The sequence below is a fragment of the Corynebacterium dentalis genome, assembly GCF_900232865.1.
Classification (GTDB): Bacteria; Actinomycetota; Actinomycetes; order Mycobacteriales; family Mycobacteriaceae; genus Corynebacterium; species Corynebacterium dentalis.
Genome location: NZ_OCTS01000004.1, coordinates 216,542 through 233,230 on the forward strand (window position 1 = coordinate 216,542; position 16,689 = coordinate 233,230).

21 protein-coding genes are annotated in these 16,689 nt (G+C 58.3%); 7 read left to right on the top strand and 14 right to left on the bottom strand.

Going from position 1 to position 16,689, the window contains the following annotated elements:
• Positions 1–160 precede the first annotated feature (160 nt).
• On the bottom strand, positions 161–1,018 hold the full coding sequence (locus CS919_RS05520; protein ID WP_099298493.1) for an alpha/beta fold hydrolase: 858 nt from the start codon (positions 1,016–1,018) through the stop codon (positions 161–163).
• A gap of 75 nt (positions 1,019–1,093) precedes the next feature.
• On the opposite strand from CS919_RS05520, the gene CS919_RS05525 reads away from it, so the two are divergent.
• On the top strand, positions 1,094–2,497 hold the full coding sequence (locus CS919_RS05525; protein WP_099298494.1) for a condensation domain-containing protein: 1,404 nt from the start codon (positions 1,094–1,096) through the stop codon (positions 2,495–2,497).
• Between the two features lie 17 nt (positions 2,498–2,514).
• Here the strand turns inward: CS919_RS05525 and CS919_RS05530 are convergent, their stop codons facing one another.
• The 4 genes from CS919_RS05530 to CS919_RS05545 all read right to left on the bottom strand — a co-directional run bounded on the left by CS919_RS05530 (position 2,515) and on the right by CS919_RS05545 (position 5,586).
• Positions 2,515–2,982 (bottom strand): GtrA family protein, encoded by a 468-nt coding sequence (locus CS919_RS05530; RefSeq protein ID WP_099298495.1) that lies wholly within the window; start codon positions 2,980–2,982, stop codon positions 2,515–2,517.
• On the bottom strand, positions 2,979–3,713 hold the full coding sequence (locus CS919_RS05535) for a GtrA family protein (protein ID WP_099298496.1): 735 nt from the start codon (positions 3,711–3,713) through the stop codon (positions 2,979–2,981). Before CS919_RS05535 ends, CS919_RS05530 begins: the two co-directional genes overlap by 4 nt.
• A gap of 62 nt (positions 3,714–3,775) precedes the next feature.
• Positions 3,776–4,948: a hypothetical protein gene (locus CS919_RS05540; RefSeq protein WP_099298497.1), complete on the bottom strand. Its 1,173-nt coding sequence runs from the start codon at positions 4,946–4,948 to the stop codon at positions 3,776–3,778.
• A gap of 47 nt (positions 4,949–4,995) precedes the next feature.
• Positions 4,996–5,586, bottom strand: coding sequence for an N-acetylglucosamine-6-phosphate deacetylase (locus CS919_RS05545; RefSeq protein ID WP_099298498.1), 591 nt, complete (start codon positions 5,584–5,586; stop codon positions 4,996–4,998).
• Between the two features lie 181 nt (positions 5,587–5,767).
• Between CS919_RS05545 and CS919_RS05550 the strand changes: the two genes are divergently transcribed.
• The 3 genes from CS919_RS05550 (at position 5,768) to dprE2 (ending at position 8,360) form a co-directional block, all read left to right on the top strand.
• The gene (locus CS919_RS05550) at positions 5,768–6,061 is read left to right on the top strand and encodes a hypothetical protein (protein WP_099298499.1); all 294 of its coding nucleotides are present in this window, start codon (positions 5,768–5,770) and stop codon (positions 6,059–6,061) included.
• Between the two features lie 75 nt (positions 6,062–6,136).
• The gene (gene dprE1 / locus CS919_RS05555) at positions 6,137–7,561 is read left to right on the top strand and encodes a decaprenylphosphoryl-beta-D-ribose oxidase (protein WP_099298500.1); all 1,425 of its coding nucleotides are present in this window, start codon (positions 6,137–6,139) and stop codon (positions 7,559–7,561) included.
• Between the two features lie 40 nt (positions 7,562–7,601).
• On the top strand, positions 7,602–8,360 hold the full coding sequence (gene dprE2 / locus CS919_RS05560; protein ID WP_099298501.1) for a decaprenylphospho-beta-D-erythro-pentofuranosid-2-ulose 2-reductase: 759 nt from the start codon (positions 7,602–7,604) through the stop codon (positions 8,358–8,360).
• Positions 8,361–8,716: 356 nt separating this feature from the next.
• Here dprE2 and CS919_RS10950 read toward each other — a convergent pair whose 3' ends face one another.
• Complete coding sequence (locus CS919_RS10950) at positions 8,717–8,848, bottom strand: hypothetical protein (RefSeq protein ID WP_255510489.1); 132 nt, start codon at positions 8,846–8,848, stop codon at positions 8,717–8,719.
• A 284-nt stretch (positions 8,849–9,132) separates the two neighbouring features.
• Here CS919_RS10950 and CS919_RS10955 point away from each other — a divergent pair, with 284 nt between their 5' ends.
• Positions 9,133–9,255 (top strand): hypothetical protein, encoded by a 123-nt coding sequence (locus CS919_RS10955; protein ID WP_255510487.1) that lies wholly within the window; start codon positions 9,133–9,135, stop codon positions 9,253–9,255.
• An 87-nt stretch (positions 9,256–9,342) separates the two neighbouring features.
• Here the strand turns inward: CS919_RS10955 and CS919_RS05570 are convergent, their stop codons facing one another.
• The 4 genes from CS919_RS05570 to CS919_RS05585 form a co-directional block, all read right to left on the bottom strand.
• Positions 9,343–9,876 carry an alpha/beta hydrolase family protein gene (locus CS919_RS05570; RefSeq protein ID WP_159460956.1) on the bottom strand — a complete coding sequence of 178 codons (534 nt, stop codon included), beginning with the start codon at positions 9,874–9,876 and terminating at the stop codon, positions 9,343–9,345.
• Entirely contained in the window at positions 9,858–10,412 is a 555-nt protein-coding gene (locus CS919_RS05575) for a lipase family protein (protein WP_099298504.1), read from the bottom strand. The genes CS919_RS05570 and CS919_RS05575 overlap by 19 nt, the downstream gene beginning before the upstream one ends.
• 39 nt (positions 10,413–10,451) lie before the next feature.
• Entirely contained in the window at positions 10,452–12,020 is a 1,569-nt protein-coding gene (locus tag CS919_RS05580; RefSeq protein WP_234990836.1) for an MDR family MFS transporter, read from the bottom strand.
• 123 nt (positions 12,021–12,143) lie between these two features.
• The gene (locus CS919_RS05585; protein ID WP_099298505.1) at positions 12,144–12,953 is read right to left on the bottom strand and encodes a PspA/IM30 family protein; all 810 of its coding nucleotides are present in this window, start codon (positions 12,951–12,953) and stop codon (positions 12,144–12,146) included.
• A 76-nt stretch (positions 12,954–13,029) separates the two neighbouring features.
• Here CS919_RS05585 and CS919_RS05590 point away from each other — a divergent pair, with 76 nt between their 5' ends.
• Positions 13,030–14,088, top strand: a complete 1,059-nt coding sequence (locus CS919_RS05590) for an NAD(P)-dependent alcohol dehydrogenase (RefSeq protein WP_099298506.1) — start codon at positions 13,030–13,032, stop codon at positions 14,086–14,088.
• 25 nt (positions 14,089–14,113) lie between these two features.
• Here CS919_RS05590 and trxA read toward each other — a convergent pair whose 3' ends face one another.
• The gene (gene trxA / locus CS919_RS05595; protein ID WP_099298507.1) at positions 14,114–14,497 is read right to left on the bottom strand and encodes a thioredoxin; all 384 of its coding nucleotides are present in this window, start codon (positions 14,495–14,497) and stop codon (positions 14,114–14,116) included.
• A gap of 87 nt (positions 14,498–14,584) precedes the next feature.
• Between trxA and CS919_RS05600 the strand changes: the two genes are divergently transcribed.
• Entirely contained in the window at positions 14,585–15,091 is a 507-nt protein-coding gene (locus CS919_RS05600) for a hotdog fold domain-containing protein (RefSeq protein WP_099298508.1), read from the top strand.
• 22 nt (positions 15,092–15,113) lie between these two features.
• Here the strand turns inward: CS919_RS05600 and CS919_RS05605 are convergent, their stop codons facing one another.
• The 3 genes from CS919_RS05605 to CS919_RS05615 are packed head-to-tail and all read right to left on the bottom strand — an operon-like array spanning position 15,114 to position 16,622.
• Complete coding sequence (locus tag CS919_RS05605) at positions 15,114–15,527, bottom strand: CrcB family protein (RefSeq protein ID WP_099298509.1); 414 nt, start codon at positions 15,525–15,527, stop codon at positions 15,114–15,116.
• The gene (locus tag CS919_RS11000) at positions 15,524–16,039 is read right to left on the bottom strand and encodes a CrcB family protein (protein WP_099298510.1); all 516 of its coding nucleotides are present in this window, start codon (positions 16,037–16,039) and stop codon (positions 15,524–15,526) included. Before CS919_RS11000 ends, CS919_RS05605 begins: the two co-directional genes overlap by 4 nt.
• A gap of 40 nt (positions 16,040–16,079) precedes the next feature.
• Positions 16,080–16,622, bottom strand: coding sequence for a YceI family protein (locus CS919_RS05615; protein WP_099298511.1), 543 nt, complete (start codon positions 16,620–16,622; stop codon positions 16,080–16,082).
• Between the last annotated feature and the right edge of the window lie 67 nt (positions 16,623–16,689).

Here is a 16,689-nt window from a genome sequence, read left to right on the forward strand (position 1 = left end):
CCCTGCCGCAACTGCATGGAGATTAAGGAGAGAGTACCCGCGGATGGTTCAGATGGTGCAGTGGCCATGGCTAAGTCCTCGATCTTTGAATGAAGTTCAGAACCCCCTCGTGAGAGCCCTAGACAAAAACTTACCCTAGCCTAAATTAGGCTACCTTTACCTACCGCCCGGTAGAAGCAATAAACTTTTCCATTCGCGCCGGCCAATTCTCCACTTCCGACGGAGTATCCGCGACTTCCAGTTCCGCGTTCGGTAGAGCCTCTGCCAAAGCCTCAGCACTCCACAGTGGATGTGCGGGATCTTCCGTCCATGCCAAGATCAGCACCGGAATATCCAACTTTTCAATCTCTTCCTGGGGTGGCAGATTGGTGCGGGCGGCCCCTCGGTAGAGCGTCGGCAACAGTGTTGGGTCTACATCAGGGTCAGTATCTGGGCGTTCGGGATCAATGGCGGGCGGGAGCTGCCCGCTGGTGGATGCATCGCGGAACAGCGACATTCCGTGTTGTTCAATCAGTTCCGCAAAACGCACGTACTGTTCTGCCTGGTCGCCACGAACCTCCCAGATGGTCGGTGGGATTATTAGGACGAGACCTGCGAATCGCTCTGGGTTACGCGCGGCTGCGGTCAACAGTGTGGCGGCGCCCATGGATTGTCCGATTCCCACAACGTGCTGGGTGGGTGCAGTGGTACTGTCTGCCGTAGAGCTCGACGTTTCACCGGTATCTCCGCTCGGGAAAATACTGTCCATCACCCCTTCCAGCACCTCAGCCAATCGCGGCCAGGAGAAGTCGGCAGGCATCGCGTCGCCGACAGAGGGTACCGGTGATTCCCCGTGTCCCGGCGCGTCGTAGCGCGCGGCTCGCACGCCATCAATGTCAGCGGTGAAGTCTAATCCGAGAATTTCATCCCGCGCTCGAGAGCTGGTCAGGCCGTGCAACTGAATCACGGAAATGGTTCCACGCTCTCGCACGTCGTAGGCGATTTCTTGACCATTTGGCAAGGAAATTTTCGAGTTCATGAGCCGATCCTCTGTTTCGTGTTCATCAATAACCCCGCAACACCGTGGAAATATTCGCTGCTTAGTGTCGGATTCATGCGACTCACAACGGTGTACAACATGGATCTCCGTCCGGGGATGGTTCTTCGTTACGACGTTACCGCGCAACCGTACAAGACCAGTTCCACCCCACCCATCTCTTTTGATCAGAAGCGGCATTGTTCTCTAGGTCCACGGCCTGGTTCGTGGATGGCGGTAGCTTTTGCACTGCCCTCAGCCGCCACGGACACCCAGTTGGAACAGGCCTGGCTACAGGTGATTCAACGCCACGAGACGTTACGTACTCGGGTGGTCAATCCCTCGAATCCTGCGTTGGAAATGGTGCATGTCAGCAGTGGTCAGTGGTCGGCGGCTCGGCCTTCGCATCCACGCGTCCGCCTCAGTTCCACTTTTACATCTTCAACAGATCCTCGGAGGGTGCTCCGCGAGGTCTTTGACGAAGCTTGCGATCCATTTGCCACCCCCAGTCATCAGATGTGCGTGGTTGATCACACCACGCACATTGACCCTCAAGCTGCGTCTATGACGGGCGATGGTGACCTCACTCCTCATCAGTTCACGGATGCCACGGTGGTCATTGGCCTCGATCATTGCCACACAGATGCGTGGTCGTTATTGGTTTTGATCCGCGATTTCACCGCATTTCTTCACGCCATCCAGGCGGGGACTTCCGGTAGCCTCACTCCTTCTCCCGTCCTTCCGCCGGCTCATTCTTTTGGCGAGCACACCCGTGATCTTCTCGCCCGGCCGTTGGCTCCCGCCGCAGTGCATAGTGCGTGGAAGCGCATCATGGAGGTCGACGGTCAGATGCCCACGTTTCCCCTCCCTCTGGGAGATCTATCCGAACCGCGGGATCAGGTTGTAAAAATTCATGATGTAGTCGATGCGGAGGGGTTACAGTCCCTCGAGACCGCCGCTCAGAAGCGTGGTGTCCGTCTCCTCGGCGTGGCAGTCGCCGCGATGGCACCGTTGAAAGCGGTGTTCCCAGTGCATTCTCGACGCCAACCTTTCACCCCTCCGAGAACTTGGGCACAAGCCATGGGATGGTTCATCACCAACTCAGTCATCCGTTGCTCATCCTCTGATCCGCAGGAAGCTATGAAATCAGTAAAGGAGGCTATTAAGCTGGGCAGCTACCCTCTGGAGCCCTTGTTGGAGCCATGGGGAGGTATGCCTCACACCACCGGGATGCTGGCGGTGAGCTGGCTAGACAACCGAAAACTGCCTGTCCAGGTGGATCCTGCGCTTGATCCACAACACGTTTCAGCGGAAATCAAGGTTAATGGTGTGATGCTGTGGTTTGTGGTGAACCACGATGGGATGCATATCCGGGTTCGCTATCCCGATACTCCCGAGGCCCGGTCCAACGTGTCCGGCTGGTGCCGGTCCGTGTGCGAGTCCATTCGCGAGTTCGCTGGAACCTCACACGCGGCCGCGTAGGCGAAGCGATAGACGAACTAGGTACGGAAAATCAAGAACTTCTGGATCAGGAAATTCAGTACCGTGGCCGTACCCTGGGCAATGACGAAGCTGAACAGCCGCACCCAGAACTCGTCCAGGCCCATGTCCGCCAACCACGGGATGCTTACCAGATACAGCCCCACCTGCACCGCATAAGTCAGCGCGTAGGTCACCATGGTGATGACAAAGCGGGTAACCGAAGGTTCCGCCTTAAACGTCCAACGCCGATTGATGAGATAAGCAGTCAGCGTTCCGAGGATAAAGCCAAGGGTCTTGGCGGTGGCGTCGGAAAATCCAAAGACCCACGTAAACAGGGACGTGGAACCAAAATCGACTATGGCGCTGAAACCACCCACGAGGATGAAGCGGACCAGCTGATTGTTCATCAGATGCCCCACGGCGGAGGTGTGGGCGGCTGGCTCAGAGGTTTCGTCAATCGAGTTGGCGGGTTGGTTCGAGCTCATCGGTTGTTCGTATCCTCCTGGGTGACATTGGGCTTCTGAGCAGAGTGCTTACCAGCCTCTTCCTTACCCGTCACCACAGCACCCACAGCCCCGACCGTGTCCTCAGGATCCTTGTGCTTGGGCTTCGGATCGTGAGAGACGTGATCACGCTTTTCCCGCACCACGCGGAACGTCCACAGTTTGTTGAACAGGAAGTTTGCCGGCACAGCCACGATCACACCGATAAAGTTGCCCCAGTACGCCTTAGTGCGCAGACCAGTGGAATCGTCGAAGAAACTTTCCGGCAGAGCAATGGGGGACTCCGGATTCACCAGAGCGGTAGAGACAGCCAACGTGATGATCAGGCCAAAGATTCCCACCGCCATGAACTGCGGCAGCTGCTTCCACCACTTCTGTTTTTCCGCGCCGCCAAACGTCCAATAGCGGTTGAGTACGAAGTTCCAAATGTTGGCCACCAAGAACGCCAGGATGGAAAAGACGTGGTGCCAGCGCAGGTTGAACTGGGTGCCCAGTAGATTGAGGAACACGTCATAGGGAGACAGCTCGAAGCCATCGTGGGAAATCTTCTTAGCCAGCACAAACACCGCTTGGTTCACCAGAAAACCAGAGGCGCCAACAATTCCGAAGCGCATGAATTGTCGCGCGATGCGCCTGCTGCGCTCTAGGGCCGATGAGGATTCCTTCGCCGCGGGTCGCTCAGCGGGATTCTCGTTTGTGCTGTGTTTAGTCATAGGAAATCGAGAATTACACTACGCCCCGTTCCAGGCAGTTTCCGCCTCGGCGCGCCGAGTTACTAGCGCTGCAACAAGAACCGGTACATCTCTAGCCGCTCCACCACGGAGCAGCGAGGAACCAGGGGGACGGGCTCGCCAGGACGCGCGCCCCAACCACCAGCTCCGGCCAAGGCCAACAGGTGGCCAGTAGGGCGGGAAAGCTCGCGGATTTCGGTGGCGGTCAGTGGATCCTCAGGGTCCAGATTTTCACCAGTATTAGCGGAGTCCATCTGCGGCAGGTGAGCAACATCACCACGGCGATACCCCACCGCCTGCATGAATGATTCGCTGACCTCGTCCACGCTATCGCCATCAACCAAGGTGGACAGCGCCACGATCCGCGCCCACGCAGCCGCGCGCCCCACGGCAGAGTCCTCACTCGGAGCATCCGTCAGCAGTTCTGCAGCATGGTCGGAGACCGTTGCAAGACGTTCCAAGTCCAAAGCCTGCAGCAACGGCACGAATTCGTAGAGCTCGCCATCGTGCAGCAGCGCCTTGAGCTCCGGCTGGACGTGCGCCATTACGTGCTCCACGGTGTCTTCACCCGCCAGCTCGATGTTGATCTCGCTAAGGCTCACGGCGGTGGGAATTCCCAGTGGATGCAGCGCATCGGCCTCCGGAAGCGGACGGCCGAACTGATCAGCGGCGGGGAGGAATTCCGCGCCCAGCAGCACAGCTGTGGGGTCTGCGTCTTGGTGGTTCACCACGTCGGTGGCGTGCACGATGAAGGCCATCTCCCCCACCTGGAGCTGAGCCACGCATCCCTTACTCAGGGTCTCGCCCACGCTCTTTCCGGCGCTACGCACGCCAAGCATTTGCTCTGTGGCGCCTAGTTTGCCCGGCGCGTACATGGTCACCAAGCCACGGTTTTTCACGCGCAGGGTCCAATACTCGGGAGTGGTGGGCCAGCGATAGGCCACCAAGATCGCCTCTACGAGTTCCGCGACGGACATTGCCGTGCTTGCCGAAAGCAGCCGCGTGTAGTGCCCCACCTGCGGAATCGCGTGTTCGATGCTGAGTGTCAGCAGTCCGTGTGGGCTGCGCTCTTCGCCTTGCGAGCCGGTTGTTTCCTCACGGCCGCCTTCGTTACCGCGTCCCCCTCGGTTCATCGTCCCCCGTGCCGTGAGAGCCACCACGTTATCCGGACCCGACGACGGCGCGCGGTCCGGGTTGTGTGCATGCGTGGCGATCATGCAACACACAATAGTTGGGCTGTGTCTGCTTCGCTGTGCGAGCAGCTTCACTCCACGTCGTACAAAGGATCCAGTCGTCGCGCGCGCACCTTCTCAAATGCTTGCTTTTCTCGCAGCCATACGCGCAGGCCACGCGCGGTATTCATCGCCGCCTCGATGGCCTCAGTTGCGGCCTCATCGTGCTCCTGCGGAGCAGGGCCCTCCACCGGCTCGATCTTCCCGATCTTCCCCCATGCAGGTTGCGGTTTGCCAGGCGCCAACCGAGCGAATTCCGCACGTGCGTGCTCGACCGCCTCGTGTGCCTTTCGCTCAAGTTCCGTAGCGGTTGTTTTCTTTCCGACGCCACCCTGGCCCTTCAGCGTCTCAATTTCCTCGTGGGTGGTCCCTTCGGCAGGTAGATAGGGGTAGCGCAGCAGGTGCACGAGCATTGCCGCTTGGTCTGCACGGTCATCGATCCAGTCTGCCTCCGCCGCAAAGCCGTGGATGCCGGATTCTGTCACCAGCCACGCGCCCGAGAAATCTCCGCGGGTGACGGTGGGGTCCGTCTCTACCTGCCAGATAGCCACGGTGAATCCGTGGACTGCGACCACCATGAGGGGGTCGTATTGGGGTTCGGCGGTGGCGGTTGGTTCGCTCATGCCTCTTGTATAGCACCCCGCCGAGACAGGAAAATTTCTCTAGCGGCTTTCGTCCAGCAGTGCTGCCAATCCCACGCCTGCATTGACCGTGCCCCACACTGTCGATGGGTAAGGAACTCCCCACTTCCGGAGCTTGCCTACCGCCGAGCTATGCATCCCAATCCCCGAGTAGCCTAACCGTATGGCAGTCTTCGACATTTTCTCCCGCAAAAAACGCAGCCCTGAAGAGCAAGAACAGCGCGCAGCTCCCGTGCGCGTCGGTGGTGTGGGCCAGAATTCCACGTACGAAGCTGCAGAACGCACTAACCTCCCCCTCTCCCCCTTCATGACGAGACTCATGGCACAAGAGCTTCCGATCATGGATTCGACGAGTCGGCGTCGGGTAATGGAGATCCTTAAGGAATGGGACGGCGAGGAGATCAAGGACGTTGAGGACCTGCCCGAAGAGATCCGGGAAATCATGGATCTCTACTGAGAACTCCCTGCCAGCCAGCGCACAGACGCGCGTTGGACTAAAAATATCTACATCGTTCCGGCTACTCTGGATCGCATGACAATGCAGACCAGCATTCACACTGAGACCAAGACCCTGACCGGCTGGGGACGTACACAGCCGTCCACCGCTGAGGTGCTCTCCACCTCGAATATCGAAGAGATCTCCGCCGCAGTAGCGCAGGTCGCAGACGATAACGCAGATAAGCCGGACCACCTCAAGCGCGGCGTGATCGCCCGCGGCATGGGCCGCAGCTACGGCGATCCAGCCCTCAACGGTGGCGGCTTGGTCATCGACATGCAGGAGCTCAACCACATCTACTCCATCGATCCGGATTCCGCGATCGTGGACGTGGACGCTGGCGTGACCTTGGACCAGCTGATGAAGGCTGCACTGCCTTATGGCCTGTGGGTTCCTGTTCTTCCCGGCACTCGCCAGGTGACCATCGGCGGCGCCATCGGTCCGGACATTCACGGCAAGAACCACCACTCCGCGGGATCCTTTGGCAACCACGTGGCCAGCATGGAACTCCTGGTCGCAGACGGTCGTGTTCTGCACCTCGAGCCAGAAGGCTCCGTGGATGATCCGGACGGCGAGCTGTTCTGGGCCACCGTGGGCGGCATGGGTCTGACGGGCATCATCCTGCGCGCTCGCATCAAGATGACTCGCACCGAAACCGCGTACTTCATCGCGGACGGCGATCTCACTCAAAACTTGGACGAGACTATCGAGTTCCACTCGGACGGCTCCGAGCACAACTTCACCTACTCTTCTGCGTGGTTCGATGCCATCTCCCCAGAGCCAAAGCTGGGACGCGCAGCGATTTCCCGTGGCTCGTTAGCCACGCTGGATCAGCTGAAGGAACTGAGCCCCAAGCTGGCCAAGGATCCATTGAAGTTCAACGCTCCCCAGCTGCTGACCGTGCCGGACATTTTCCCGAACTTCACGATGAACAAACTGTCCATGCTAGCGATCGGCGAGCTGTGGTGGTTGAAGTCCGGCACCTACAAGAACCAGGTGCAAAACCTCACGCAGTTCTACCAGCCGCTGGATCTCATCGGTGAGTGGAACCGCGGCTACGGTTCCAAGGGCTTCCTGCAGTACCAGTTTGTGGTTCCGATGGACGCAGTGGAGCCGTTTAAGCAGATCATCAAGGACATTCAGTCCTCCGGTCACTACTCTGCGCTGAACGTGTTCAAGCTGTTCGGCGAAGGCAACCGCGCGCCGCTGAGCTACCCGATGCCGGGCTGGAACGTCTGTGTGGACTTCCCCATCAAGCCGGGCTTGGGCCAGTTCTTGGATAATTTGGATAAGCGTGTCATGGAGTTTGGTGGCCGTTTGTACTTAGCCAAGGAGTCGCGGACGTCCGCGGAGAACTTCCACCGGATGTACCCAGGCCTGGAAGGCTGGCTCAAGACTCGCCAGGAGATCGACCCCACCGGCGTGTTCGCCTCCGATATGTCCCGCCGCCTCGAGCTTTAATCCGCACCCATATATTGCACCTTCTTTCAAGGAGTTTTTCATGATCAACGCTGTTGGTAAGCCTCAGTCCATTCTTCTGCTCGGCGGTGCCTCGGACATGGGTCTCGCGGTTGTCGAGGAGTTCTTGTCGCGCGGTTCCGCCCGCGTTATCTTGGCTGCTCGCGAGGGCGAGTCCCTGGACAGTGCGCACGCTCGTTTGAATGAAGCCGGCGCCTCAGAGGTGGTCGATTTTGCTTTCGACGCCACGGATTTCGATTCCCACCCTGATCTTTTTGAAAAGATTTGGGCGGACGGGGATATCGATTTAGCTATCGTTGCCTTCGGCATTCTCGGAGACAACGAGGAGCAGTGGCAGAACCAGAAGAGCGCCGTTTTGGCTGCTCAGGTCAACTACACAGGTGCGGTCTCTGTGGGCGTGCTGCTGGCTGAGCGAATGAAGAAGCAGGGCCACGGTCAGATCGTGGTGTTCTCTTCCGTGGCTGGCGAGATGGTTCGCCGTTCCAACTTCGTCTACGGCTCTTCCAAGGCTGGCACCGATGGCTTCTACCGCATGCTCGGCGAGGCGCTGCGCGGAACTGGCGTGAACGTGCTGACGGTGCGCCCTGGTCAGGCACGCACCAACATGACGGAGGGCCTGGAGGATGCTCCGCTCACCGTGAACAAGGAGGACGTGGCCAAGGCCATTTCCAAGGCTGTGGACAACAAGAAGACCGTGATCTGGGTCCACCCGTTGTTCCAGCCCATCATGTTCATTCTGAAGCACCTGCCACTGCCAATTCTGCGCAAGCTGCCTATCTAGCTCGGGTTAGTTGGAGCCGCTGGCGCTACCCAGCACTGCGTCTCCAAAGGTTTCCAAATTATCGCCGATTCGTTCCGATGATCCGGCAGCAATCTGGTCCGGATCAACAGGATCCGTAACATCGTCCTGCGCATAGGTAGGAAGTAGTGGCTCCGAGGTGTAGCGAGGCTCTCCAAACGCTGCTGGGTATTCCCCAAAAAAACGGGGAGGAGCTTATGCGCTTGAGTTACATCCAGCCCCGGTGCGAAGAACGGCTTGCGATCGAAATTTCCCAACCGCGCTGGGTCTGCTGGACCGTCATTGTTGAGCGCATAAAGAACGCTGTGCCGTGGATGGCTCCCGCGACGGCAACAAAGTCATCCACCATTTTCCGCAGCCTCTTCGTCATAGCGAAGTGCCCACACGGACGCTGGAGGTCCAGCGCTGTGGCCGACAACTCTGGTGTTCTTGTCCAAACGGCGATGCGCGAGCTTCACAGCGTTCATCACGTACTGGGCTGCTTCTGTGAGGTCTCCCCGACCGCTATGCGGCAGATCGACCCAACAAACATCAAATCCCTCAGCGGTTAGCTAAGGGACATAGTTCCAAGAGAAGCACGCCTGGGCATTGCCGCCCACTCCGTGTACAAGCAAAACTATCTTCTTGGCATTTTGATCAGCTTGCGGAGAGTGGCAGCCAAATGCGTTGTCCATCTCCTGCTTCGGTGGAACAGAGTCTCCCGTGGCGCGTGCACCAAGCGAGTTGGTAGACAGGGAGCCCAGTGGAGCGGAGGGTGAACAGCAAGATCTACATACAAGCAGACATCACTAACATTCTCGCCAGAAGGCGCCACGACATTGTTGCTGGTTCGCTGGCCGCCGATGGGCTGCAGCTTGCTGAAATTTACGACTTCTAACGAGTGAGGATAATGACAATGTCGCCACCCCCCTCCGGCAGCCCCCTTGACCCAACATCGCCACGAGCACTGGAATCCTTGCGAACCCTACTTTAAAGCCACGGCTCGCTGCCAGATCACAACGTGTTTCCCTCGGGGATCGTATTGCAGTTGTTGGCTGCGGCCGCGCCTTGAAACTAGCTCGCGAGCCAGGGTTCGCACGTCCTTTGTCACCATGATGCCATCGCTCATTCCCACCTCAGGATGGACAGGAGTGCCCTCCTTTTCACCTCCCGCCCCTTGAAAAATGAACATGGGGATCTTCGGAGAATCCCATGCGCCCATATTGAGGGTATCGATGATCTTTTTTAGCTCAGGAATTTCATTCAGGTTCGGATATTCCGGCTTTGCGATGTCCGTCCACTTCCAGGATAGGTAACGGTACTGCGCTTCAATGATCGAGAGATTCCTCGTGTCCGTATAGGCCGCCAGACCGTACTCATTGAGGTACTCGGAGATGTCTACCTGATAGGTATCACCAAGGGATGACAGCGCTAGCCCAACCACTCCCGACCAGACCAAGCCATCGAACGCATAACTCAGGTTATTAATCTGGTTCACCATCAAACCGCCTTGCGCCACACCAATGAGTCGCTGCTCGATCTCCGGCGCATACTCGCGCGCCCGAATCGCGGCTCAGTCGTCGTAGCAGCCGTCGCAGCTCGCAACGAATCCAAAGCCGCTCCATAGGCGGGTCCCGCCGCGAAGTTGGCGTCCTTACCCTGCGTATCCGCCACCACCACAGAGTGCCCCGCCAGCAGTGCCGGCAAAATAAACACGTTTTCCAAAGCAGGGATCAATCCGCCAAGGCTGAGGTTGCCCGCAATACTGCGCGAAGGATTATCGAACGGGTTCGAGGTGTCATAAAAGGACTGGTAAGCAACAATGCTGCCATCGGTTTCCTGTGGAGGATGAAGGACAGACGTCACATTGGGCTCAAGAACCCCGAGCGCGCTGGTTGTGACGTAGAGAAGCTGCGTCACGTCCCACGAAGTCTCCATGGTGGCTACGTAGTACTTGAAGGTCCGCTCACGCAGAACCGTGCCCGGCGGGAGTGCGCTGACATCCGCCCCCTCAGGCACCTCGTAAAACTCCGGCTGATCTGCCGGATCCTCCACTGCGACTTACCGCGTTTACCGGCAAATCCGGACAAAGAGTTACTGTGCGTCTACTGCGCTTTGAGCCGCATCTTCCGGCTTCTTGTCTCGCAGCACATCGAACTTGACGAAGATAGAGAACAAGATCGGGATGATGGAGACGATCAGGCCGAACATGAAGGCCACATGAATGCCATGGTTCAGAATCGTCACCGGATCCGTGTAACCATCCTTCGCCTTCGACGTAGAGGCAAAGGTCATGATCGCGATGAAAATGGCGGTACCGGCACCACCCGCGATCTGCTGGAACGTGTTGAGAATCGCCTGACCGTGCGATGCTAAGTGGTTCGGCACGGAAGCCAACGCGTTAGACATCAACGGGGTCATCAAGAAAGCAATGCCCAAGTTCAGCAGCACCGCATAGCCCGTCAGGTGCCACGCCGTGGAATCAGGGTTCAGCGAGGCGAAGCCCAACATGGACAAAGCCAGCAGGATCGAGCCAGGAATGATCAGCAAGCGCACGCCCTTGGCGTCGTAAATCCGCCCCACAATCGGACCCAGCACGCCCATCAACAAACCACCTGGCAACGAGACCAGGCCGGTTTCAAACTCGGACATTCCCAGCACATTCTGGCCAAACAGCGGCATCAGAATGATGAATCCGAACAGCATGGAGAAGCTCACCAGCATCAGGCCCAGCGAGAGCACGTACTCACGAGAGCGCAGCGGAGCCAGGTTAAGCAGTGGCGCTGGGATGTTGTGATCGACGTCAGCGCCTTCCACCCCAGCGGTAGCTTCCTGCTTGGCCATCGCGGCCTGCTGGGATTTCGCCAGCGAATTCTGGCGAGAGAAGAACACTGCCAGCACTACAACGGCGATGGCCAGGATGCCCACTCGATCCCACGGAATGCCCTCAGCCAGCGACGCCAAGCCGGCCATGCCGTAGATCAGGCCCGCGAAGCCCACGGCGGACAGGATGACGGACAAGACGTCCAGGGAAGGACGGCTCGGTGTCTCGAAGTTCTTGACTTGCCACACGCCGATAATCAACGTGATGACCACCAGCGGAATGATCAGCAGGAAGGTCCAGTGCCAGGTCAGGTGCTCTAACACGAAGCCAGAGAACGTGGGGCCAATCGCAGGGGCCACGGCGATAACCACGGACACCAAGCCCATCACGCCACCGCGGCGCTCCACGGGGACCAGTCTCATGATGGTGGTCATCAACAGTGGGATGACCAACGCAGTTCCGCAGGCCTGGATGATGCGGGCTAGCAGCAACACCGCGAAGGTGGGCGAAACGGCGGCCAAGATGGTGCCCGCGAGGAACGTGAGCAGGGCGAAGATGTAAATAGAGCGCAGCGTAAAGCGTTGCATGATCCAGCCGGTGGTGGGGATGACCACGGCCATGGTGACCATGAATGAGGTGGTCAACCACTGAGCGGCCTCGGGCGTAATGCCGAAGTCTTTCATGAGGACGGGCAAGGCCACGGTCAGGGTGGTTTCGTTCAAAATCACCACGAAGGCGGCAACAACCAAAATGCCGATCAGGAGACCGACATTGGTGTTATCTTCAGGCTGGGTGTGCGCCGGATTCGGCTGCGGGGAATGAGGTTCGTTATTAGTCACCACGAGGACGTCTTTCTTAAGTGCGGACGCCTCAAAGTACGCCCGCCTGCGCCCTCGCGCAAACTAGAAAAGCAGATGTGCATCCACTGTGTAACCTTTTCGGGTTAGCGGTGGGTGATGTGTCTACTTTTCTTCGCCGAGGTAAGGGTCCGAGTCGTCGGATTGCGCGTCACCGCTCGGCTGACCATCGCCGGATTCCAGCTCGCCCTTCATCTCCGCGCGAATCTGCTCCAGGCGAGAGTTGGCCTTCATGTCATTGCCCGCAGCCGCGATCTCATCCATGCGCCCCTGCACGGAACCTTCCACCAGCTCCTGAGCGCCCAATGCGCGGGCGTAGCGGGCCTCGATCTTGTCTCGCACGCCATCCAACGTGGGCACTGAATCATCGTCCTGCAGACCCTGCATGCCATTCATCTGCTGCACGGACTGCGCAGTAGCTTCCTGCATCTTGGCTTGATCCACTTGCTGCTGCAGCTGCTGAATCTGCTGTTGCTGCTCCTGGTAGCGCATATCGGCCTGCTGCTTCTGCGCCTCGGCCTGCTTAGCGGCCTGCACGGCACCAGCGTGCATCTGCTTGGTCTGCTCCAGCTCATTTTCCACCGTGACCAGCTGAGATGCAAACACTTCTGCTGTCTGGTTCAACTCCTGGGCCTTCGCTGCATCGCCCTCGGCGGTGGCCTTGTCCGCCTGCTGGATCGCCGTGCGCGCATTATCGGAAAGCTGCTGCGTGTCCTCCTGCAGGCGGTGCAGCTTCATCTCCAGCTGATTCCGGTTACCAATCACCGCTGCGGCCTGCTTGGTCAGCTCCGCATGCTGCTTACGGGCAGCCTCCGCAGCCTGCTGGATCTGCACCTTGGGATCTGCATTCTCCTCGATCTTGGTATCGAGGGATTGCAGAAGATAGTTCCAGCCCTTAGAAAACGGATTAGCCATGAGCTCTCCTTAGATCGCGGTGTGACCTATCAACAGTGGGACAGGCGCATTTTGCCATCAAGCGTAGACTTTCCCCATGGACGTTGCATGCTACACAGCCGAATCATCTGACTCCCCACTCACCAAATCCACGCTTTCTCGGCGCGAACTCCGCTCCGACGATTGCCTCCTCGAAATCCGCTGGGCTGGCATCTGCCACTCAGATATCCACACGGTCAACGGCGATTGGCCCCACGATAACTTCCCCATGACTCCCGGCCATGAGATCATCGGCAAGATCATCGAGACTGGCCCCGACGTGCAGAAGTTCACCACAGGCGATGTGGTGGGCATCGGTTGCTTGGTCGATAGCTGTGGCACGTGCAGTGCTTGCGTCGACAATGAAGAAAACTACTGCGAAGAAGGCGCCACGGGCACCTACAACGGTGTGGATCGCCACGATGGCAGCATCACCCAGGGTGGCTACAGCACGCACATCGTGTGCCGTGAGGACTTCCTCATCCGCATCCCCGAGGCGTTCAGCGACCTCGAATCCGAGCAGGCCGCCTCCGCTACTCCCCTGCTCTGCGCGGGAATCACCACGTTCTCCCCACTACAGAACGCGGGCGTGGGCCCTGGTTCCCGCGTGGGCATCGTGGGCATGGGCGGACTCGGCCACGTAGCCGTGCAGATCGCCGCTGCGATGGGCGCTGAGGTCACCGTGTTTAGCCACGGCCTGTCCAAGAAGGACGACGGCCTGCGGCTGGGTGCCACCAATTACGTGGCCACCGCGGACGAGGGCTTCGACAAGCCCTTCCGCAATACCTTCGACGTAATCATCGATACCGTCAGCGCACCTCACGACGTGAATTCGTTCATCAAGATGCTTGGCCGCAAGGGCCGTTTGGTTCTGCTGGGCCTGCCTACGGAAGCAATGCAGATCCCTGCCGGCTTGCTCATCGGCAAGGGTCGCAGCGTGCTGGGCAGCGCCATTGGCGGCATCAAGCAGACCCAAGACATGATCGATTTCTGCGCCGAACACAACATCACCGCAGAGACCGAAGTGATCCCTGCGGAGCAAATCAATGAGGCCTACCAGCGCGTCATTGATTCTGACGTGCGTTACCGCTTCGTCATCGACGCGGCAACGTTCTAGCAGCCGGAGCTACTAGAGCAGTGGGTTACTCCCCTGCTTGCTGCTGCTCAGCCTGAGCAGCCTCAATCTGCTTGCGCACCTCTTCCATGTCCAGCTCTTCGGCCTTGCCGATGAGCTCCTGGAGAGCAGCAGCAGGCAGCAGTCCGGCCTCGCGAGCCAGCAGTACGCCGTCGCGGAAGACCATCAGCGTAGGGATGGACTGGATCTGCAGTGCTGCGGACAGCTCTTGGTTAGCCTCAGTATCAACCTTGCCGAAGGTGTGATCAGGGAATTGCTCGCTGACCTCTTCAAAGATTGGTCCGAAGCGCTTACAAGGGCCGCACCACTCTGCCCAGAAGTCCAGCAGCACCACGCCATCCTCAGAGATGGTGTCCTGGAAGTTCTCGCCGGTGATTTCTACGGTAGCCATTTTGTAACTTCCCTTTCTTTAGCGGTTCGTTGTTCATTATCAACGCTACGCGACCCATTTCTTATTCCCTCGGTTAAGCTGTGGTTCATGTCTTCCAAATTCGACGCCAACTCCAACCCTTCCTCAACTTTCTCCATGTGGAAGAAGCTTTCCTCCAAGCCCGGGGGTTCGCGGCTTTTCTCCGTCGCGGTGTGTGCCAAGGCACCGTACTTTGGCACGGTCTTTCCGCATGTGATCGATATGCGCCCCGGATACTCCGAGGTCAAAGCACCAAAGTGGATTGGCGTGAACAATCACATCAAAACGTTTCACGCGATTGCCGCCTGCAATGTGGCTGAGATGGCGATGGGCATGTTGGCGGAGGCTTCACTCCCTGCCACGCACCGCTGGCTGCCGCAAGGGATGCGCACCAAGTACCTGACTAAGTCCACGGGCGGACTGACCGCCAAGGCGACTGCCGAGCTGCCTGATTTTTCCCAGATCACCAAGGAATCCGGTGGCCAAACGGTGACTGTGACCATTCATTACACCGATGCTGCGGGCAAGGAGCCCGTCTACGCCGAGATTGATATTTGGGTCACGGCGAAGAAGTAGTCTCTTTGGGCCGCGTCTGGGGTCACACAGGGAAATACGGAACTTGGAAGATCAGGCTGCCCAAAAAGGTCCCTATCAGGGCCAACAATCCGAAAGTCAACACGCAGAAGAGCAAGTTGAACACCAGGCTTGCTATAGAATTCCACATACCCCACGCTCGTTTTACCTCCTCCACCATCGCGGTGGAGAAAGTGGTGAAACCTCCACATACGGCGGCGGCAGATACCGCTGCGGGAACCATCACTGTTTGTGGTTGTGCTTCCACAGCCACAAAGATGATCCCAGTCAGCAGGCCCAGCAACGCGCTACCCAGCAGATTGATCACCGAAACCGTGCTCAAGGGGCTCCATCCTCGCGAACCCTTGAGGTACTGCTCCATCACGTAGCGTCCCACGGCGCCCAGGCCACCACACACGGCAATGAGAATCCAAGTCATGACTGGTCACCAGCTTGGCGTCGATCAATCAATTTCTGCGCCAACCACAGTCCCAACGCGGCGGCTAGGACTCCCACCAGCAGAGATACGGGCGCCAAAATGAGGCCTTCCAAGCCGGTATGGTCCAACACTGGATCTCGGCCGATCTCCTCAGTGCTATAGGTGCTGGGCGCTCCTGCCGTTCCATGCATCTCGGCCACGGCCTTCAGCGGAGGAAAGAGGCTAGCGGGGATCGCCGAGAAACTCGTGAAACCGCCCAACAGGCCGGTGCCGAGGAATAGTCGTCGCTGATCTTTGGCGTCGGGAATGAGACCAACCAACACTCCGAGCAACATGGCACCCACCACGTTGACCAGCAACAACGGCAGCGCTTCGTAGCCGATGAGTCGCAAACCCTGGACGCGGATGAGAGTAGAGATCAACACGCCTAGTGCCCCGCCGAGAAAAACTAACAGCACCGCTTTCCTGTTCGGCTTAGAAACCGTGTCAGGTAAGCGGTGCTGCCGTGTCATAGGCGCAGAATACTCGCGCGACTATGAGTCCTACAACTGTTTACTGCTTGATTGCAGAAATGTCGAAGTTCAGGACGATCTTTTCGGAGACCAGCACGCCGCCGGTTTCCAGTCCAGCGTTGAAGTTCAGACCGAAGTCCTTGCGGTTGATGGTGGTCTGGCCTTCGAAGCCCACGCGGGTGTTGCCGAATGGATCCACGGCCTCGCCGTTGAACTCGAAATCAATGGTCACGGACTTGGTGACGTCCTTGATGGTCAGATCGCCGGTGACGACCAGGGTCTCGTCATCCTTGGCGGTGACCTCGGTGGAGGTAAAGGTGATCTTTGGGAACTTCTCTACCTCGAAAAAGTCGCCGGTCTTCAGGTGTCCATCGCGATCAGCGTTGCGGGTATCCGCAGAGTTAACGTCAATCTCTACGTTGACCTGCGCATTGTTGAGATTCTCCTCGGAGGATGCGGTTCCGCTAAATTCGGTGAAGGAACCGCGAACCTTGGTCACCATGGCGTGGCGAGCGGTGAAGCCGATCTCGGAGTGGGTTGGGTCGATGACAAAGGTACCTGCGTAATTGTTGAGGTTAGACATTGTGAATTCCTTTCCTGGGAACTTCTTTGGGAGAAATCTTTTGGTGAGCGCCGTATCCAGTGGTGTT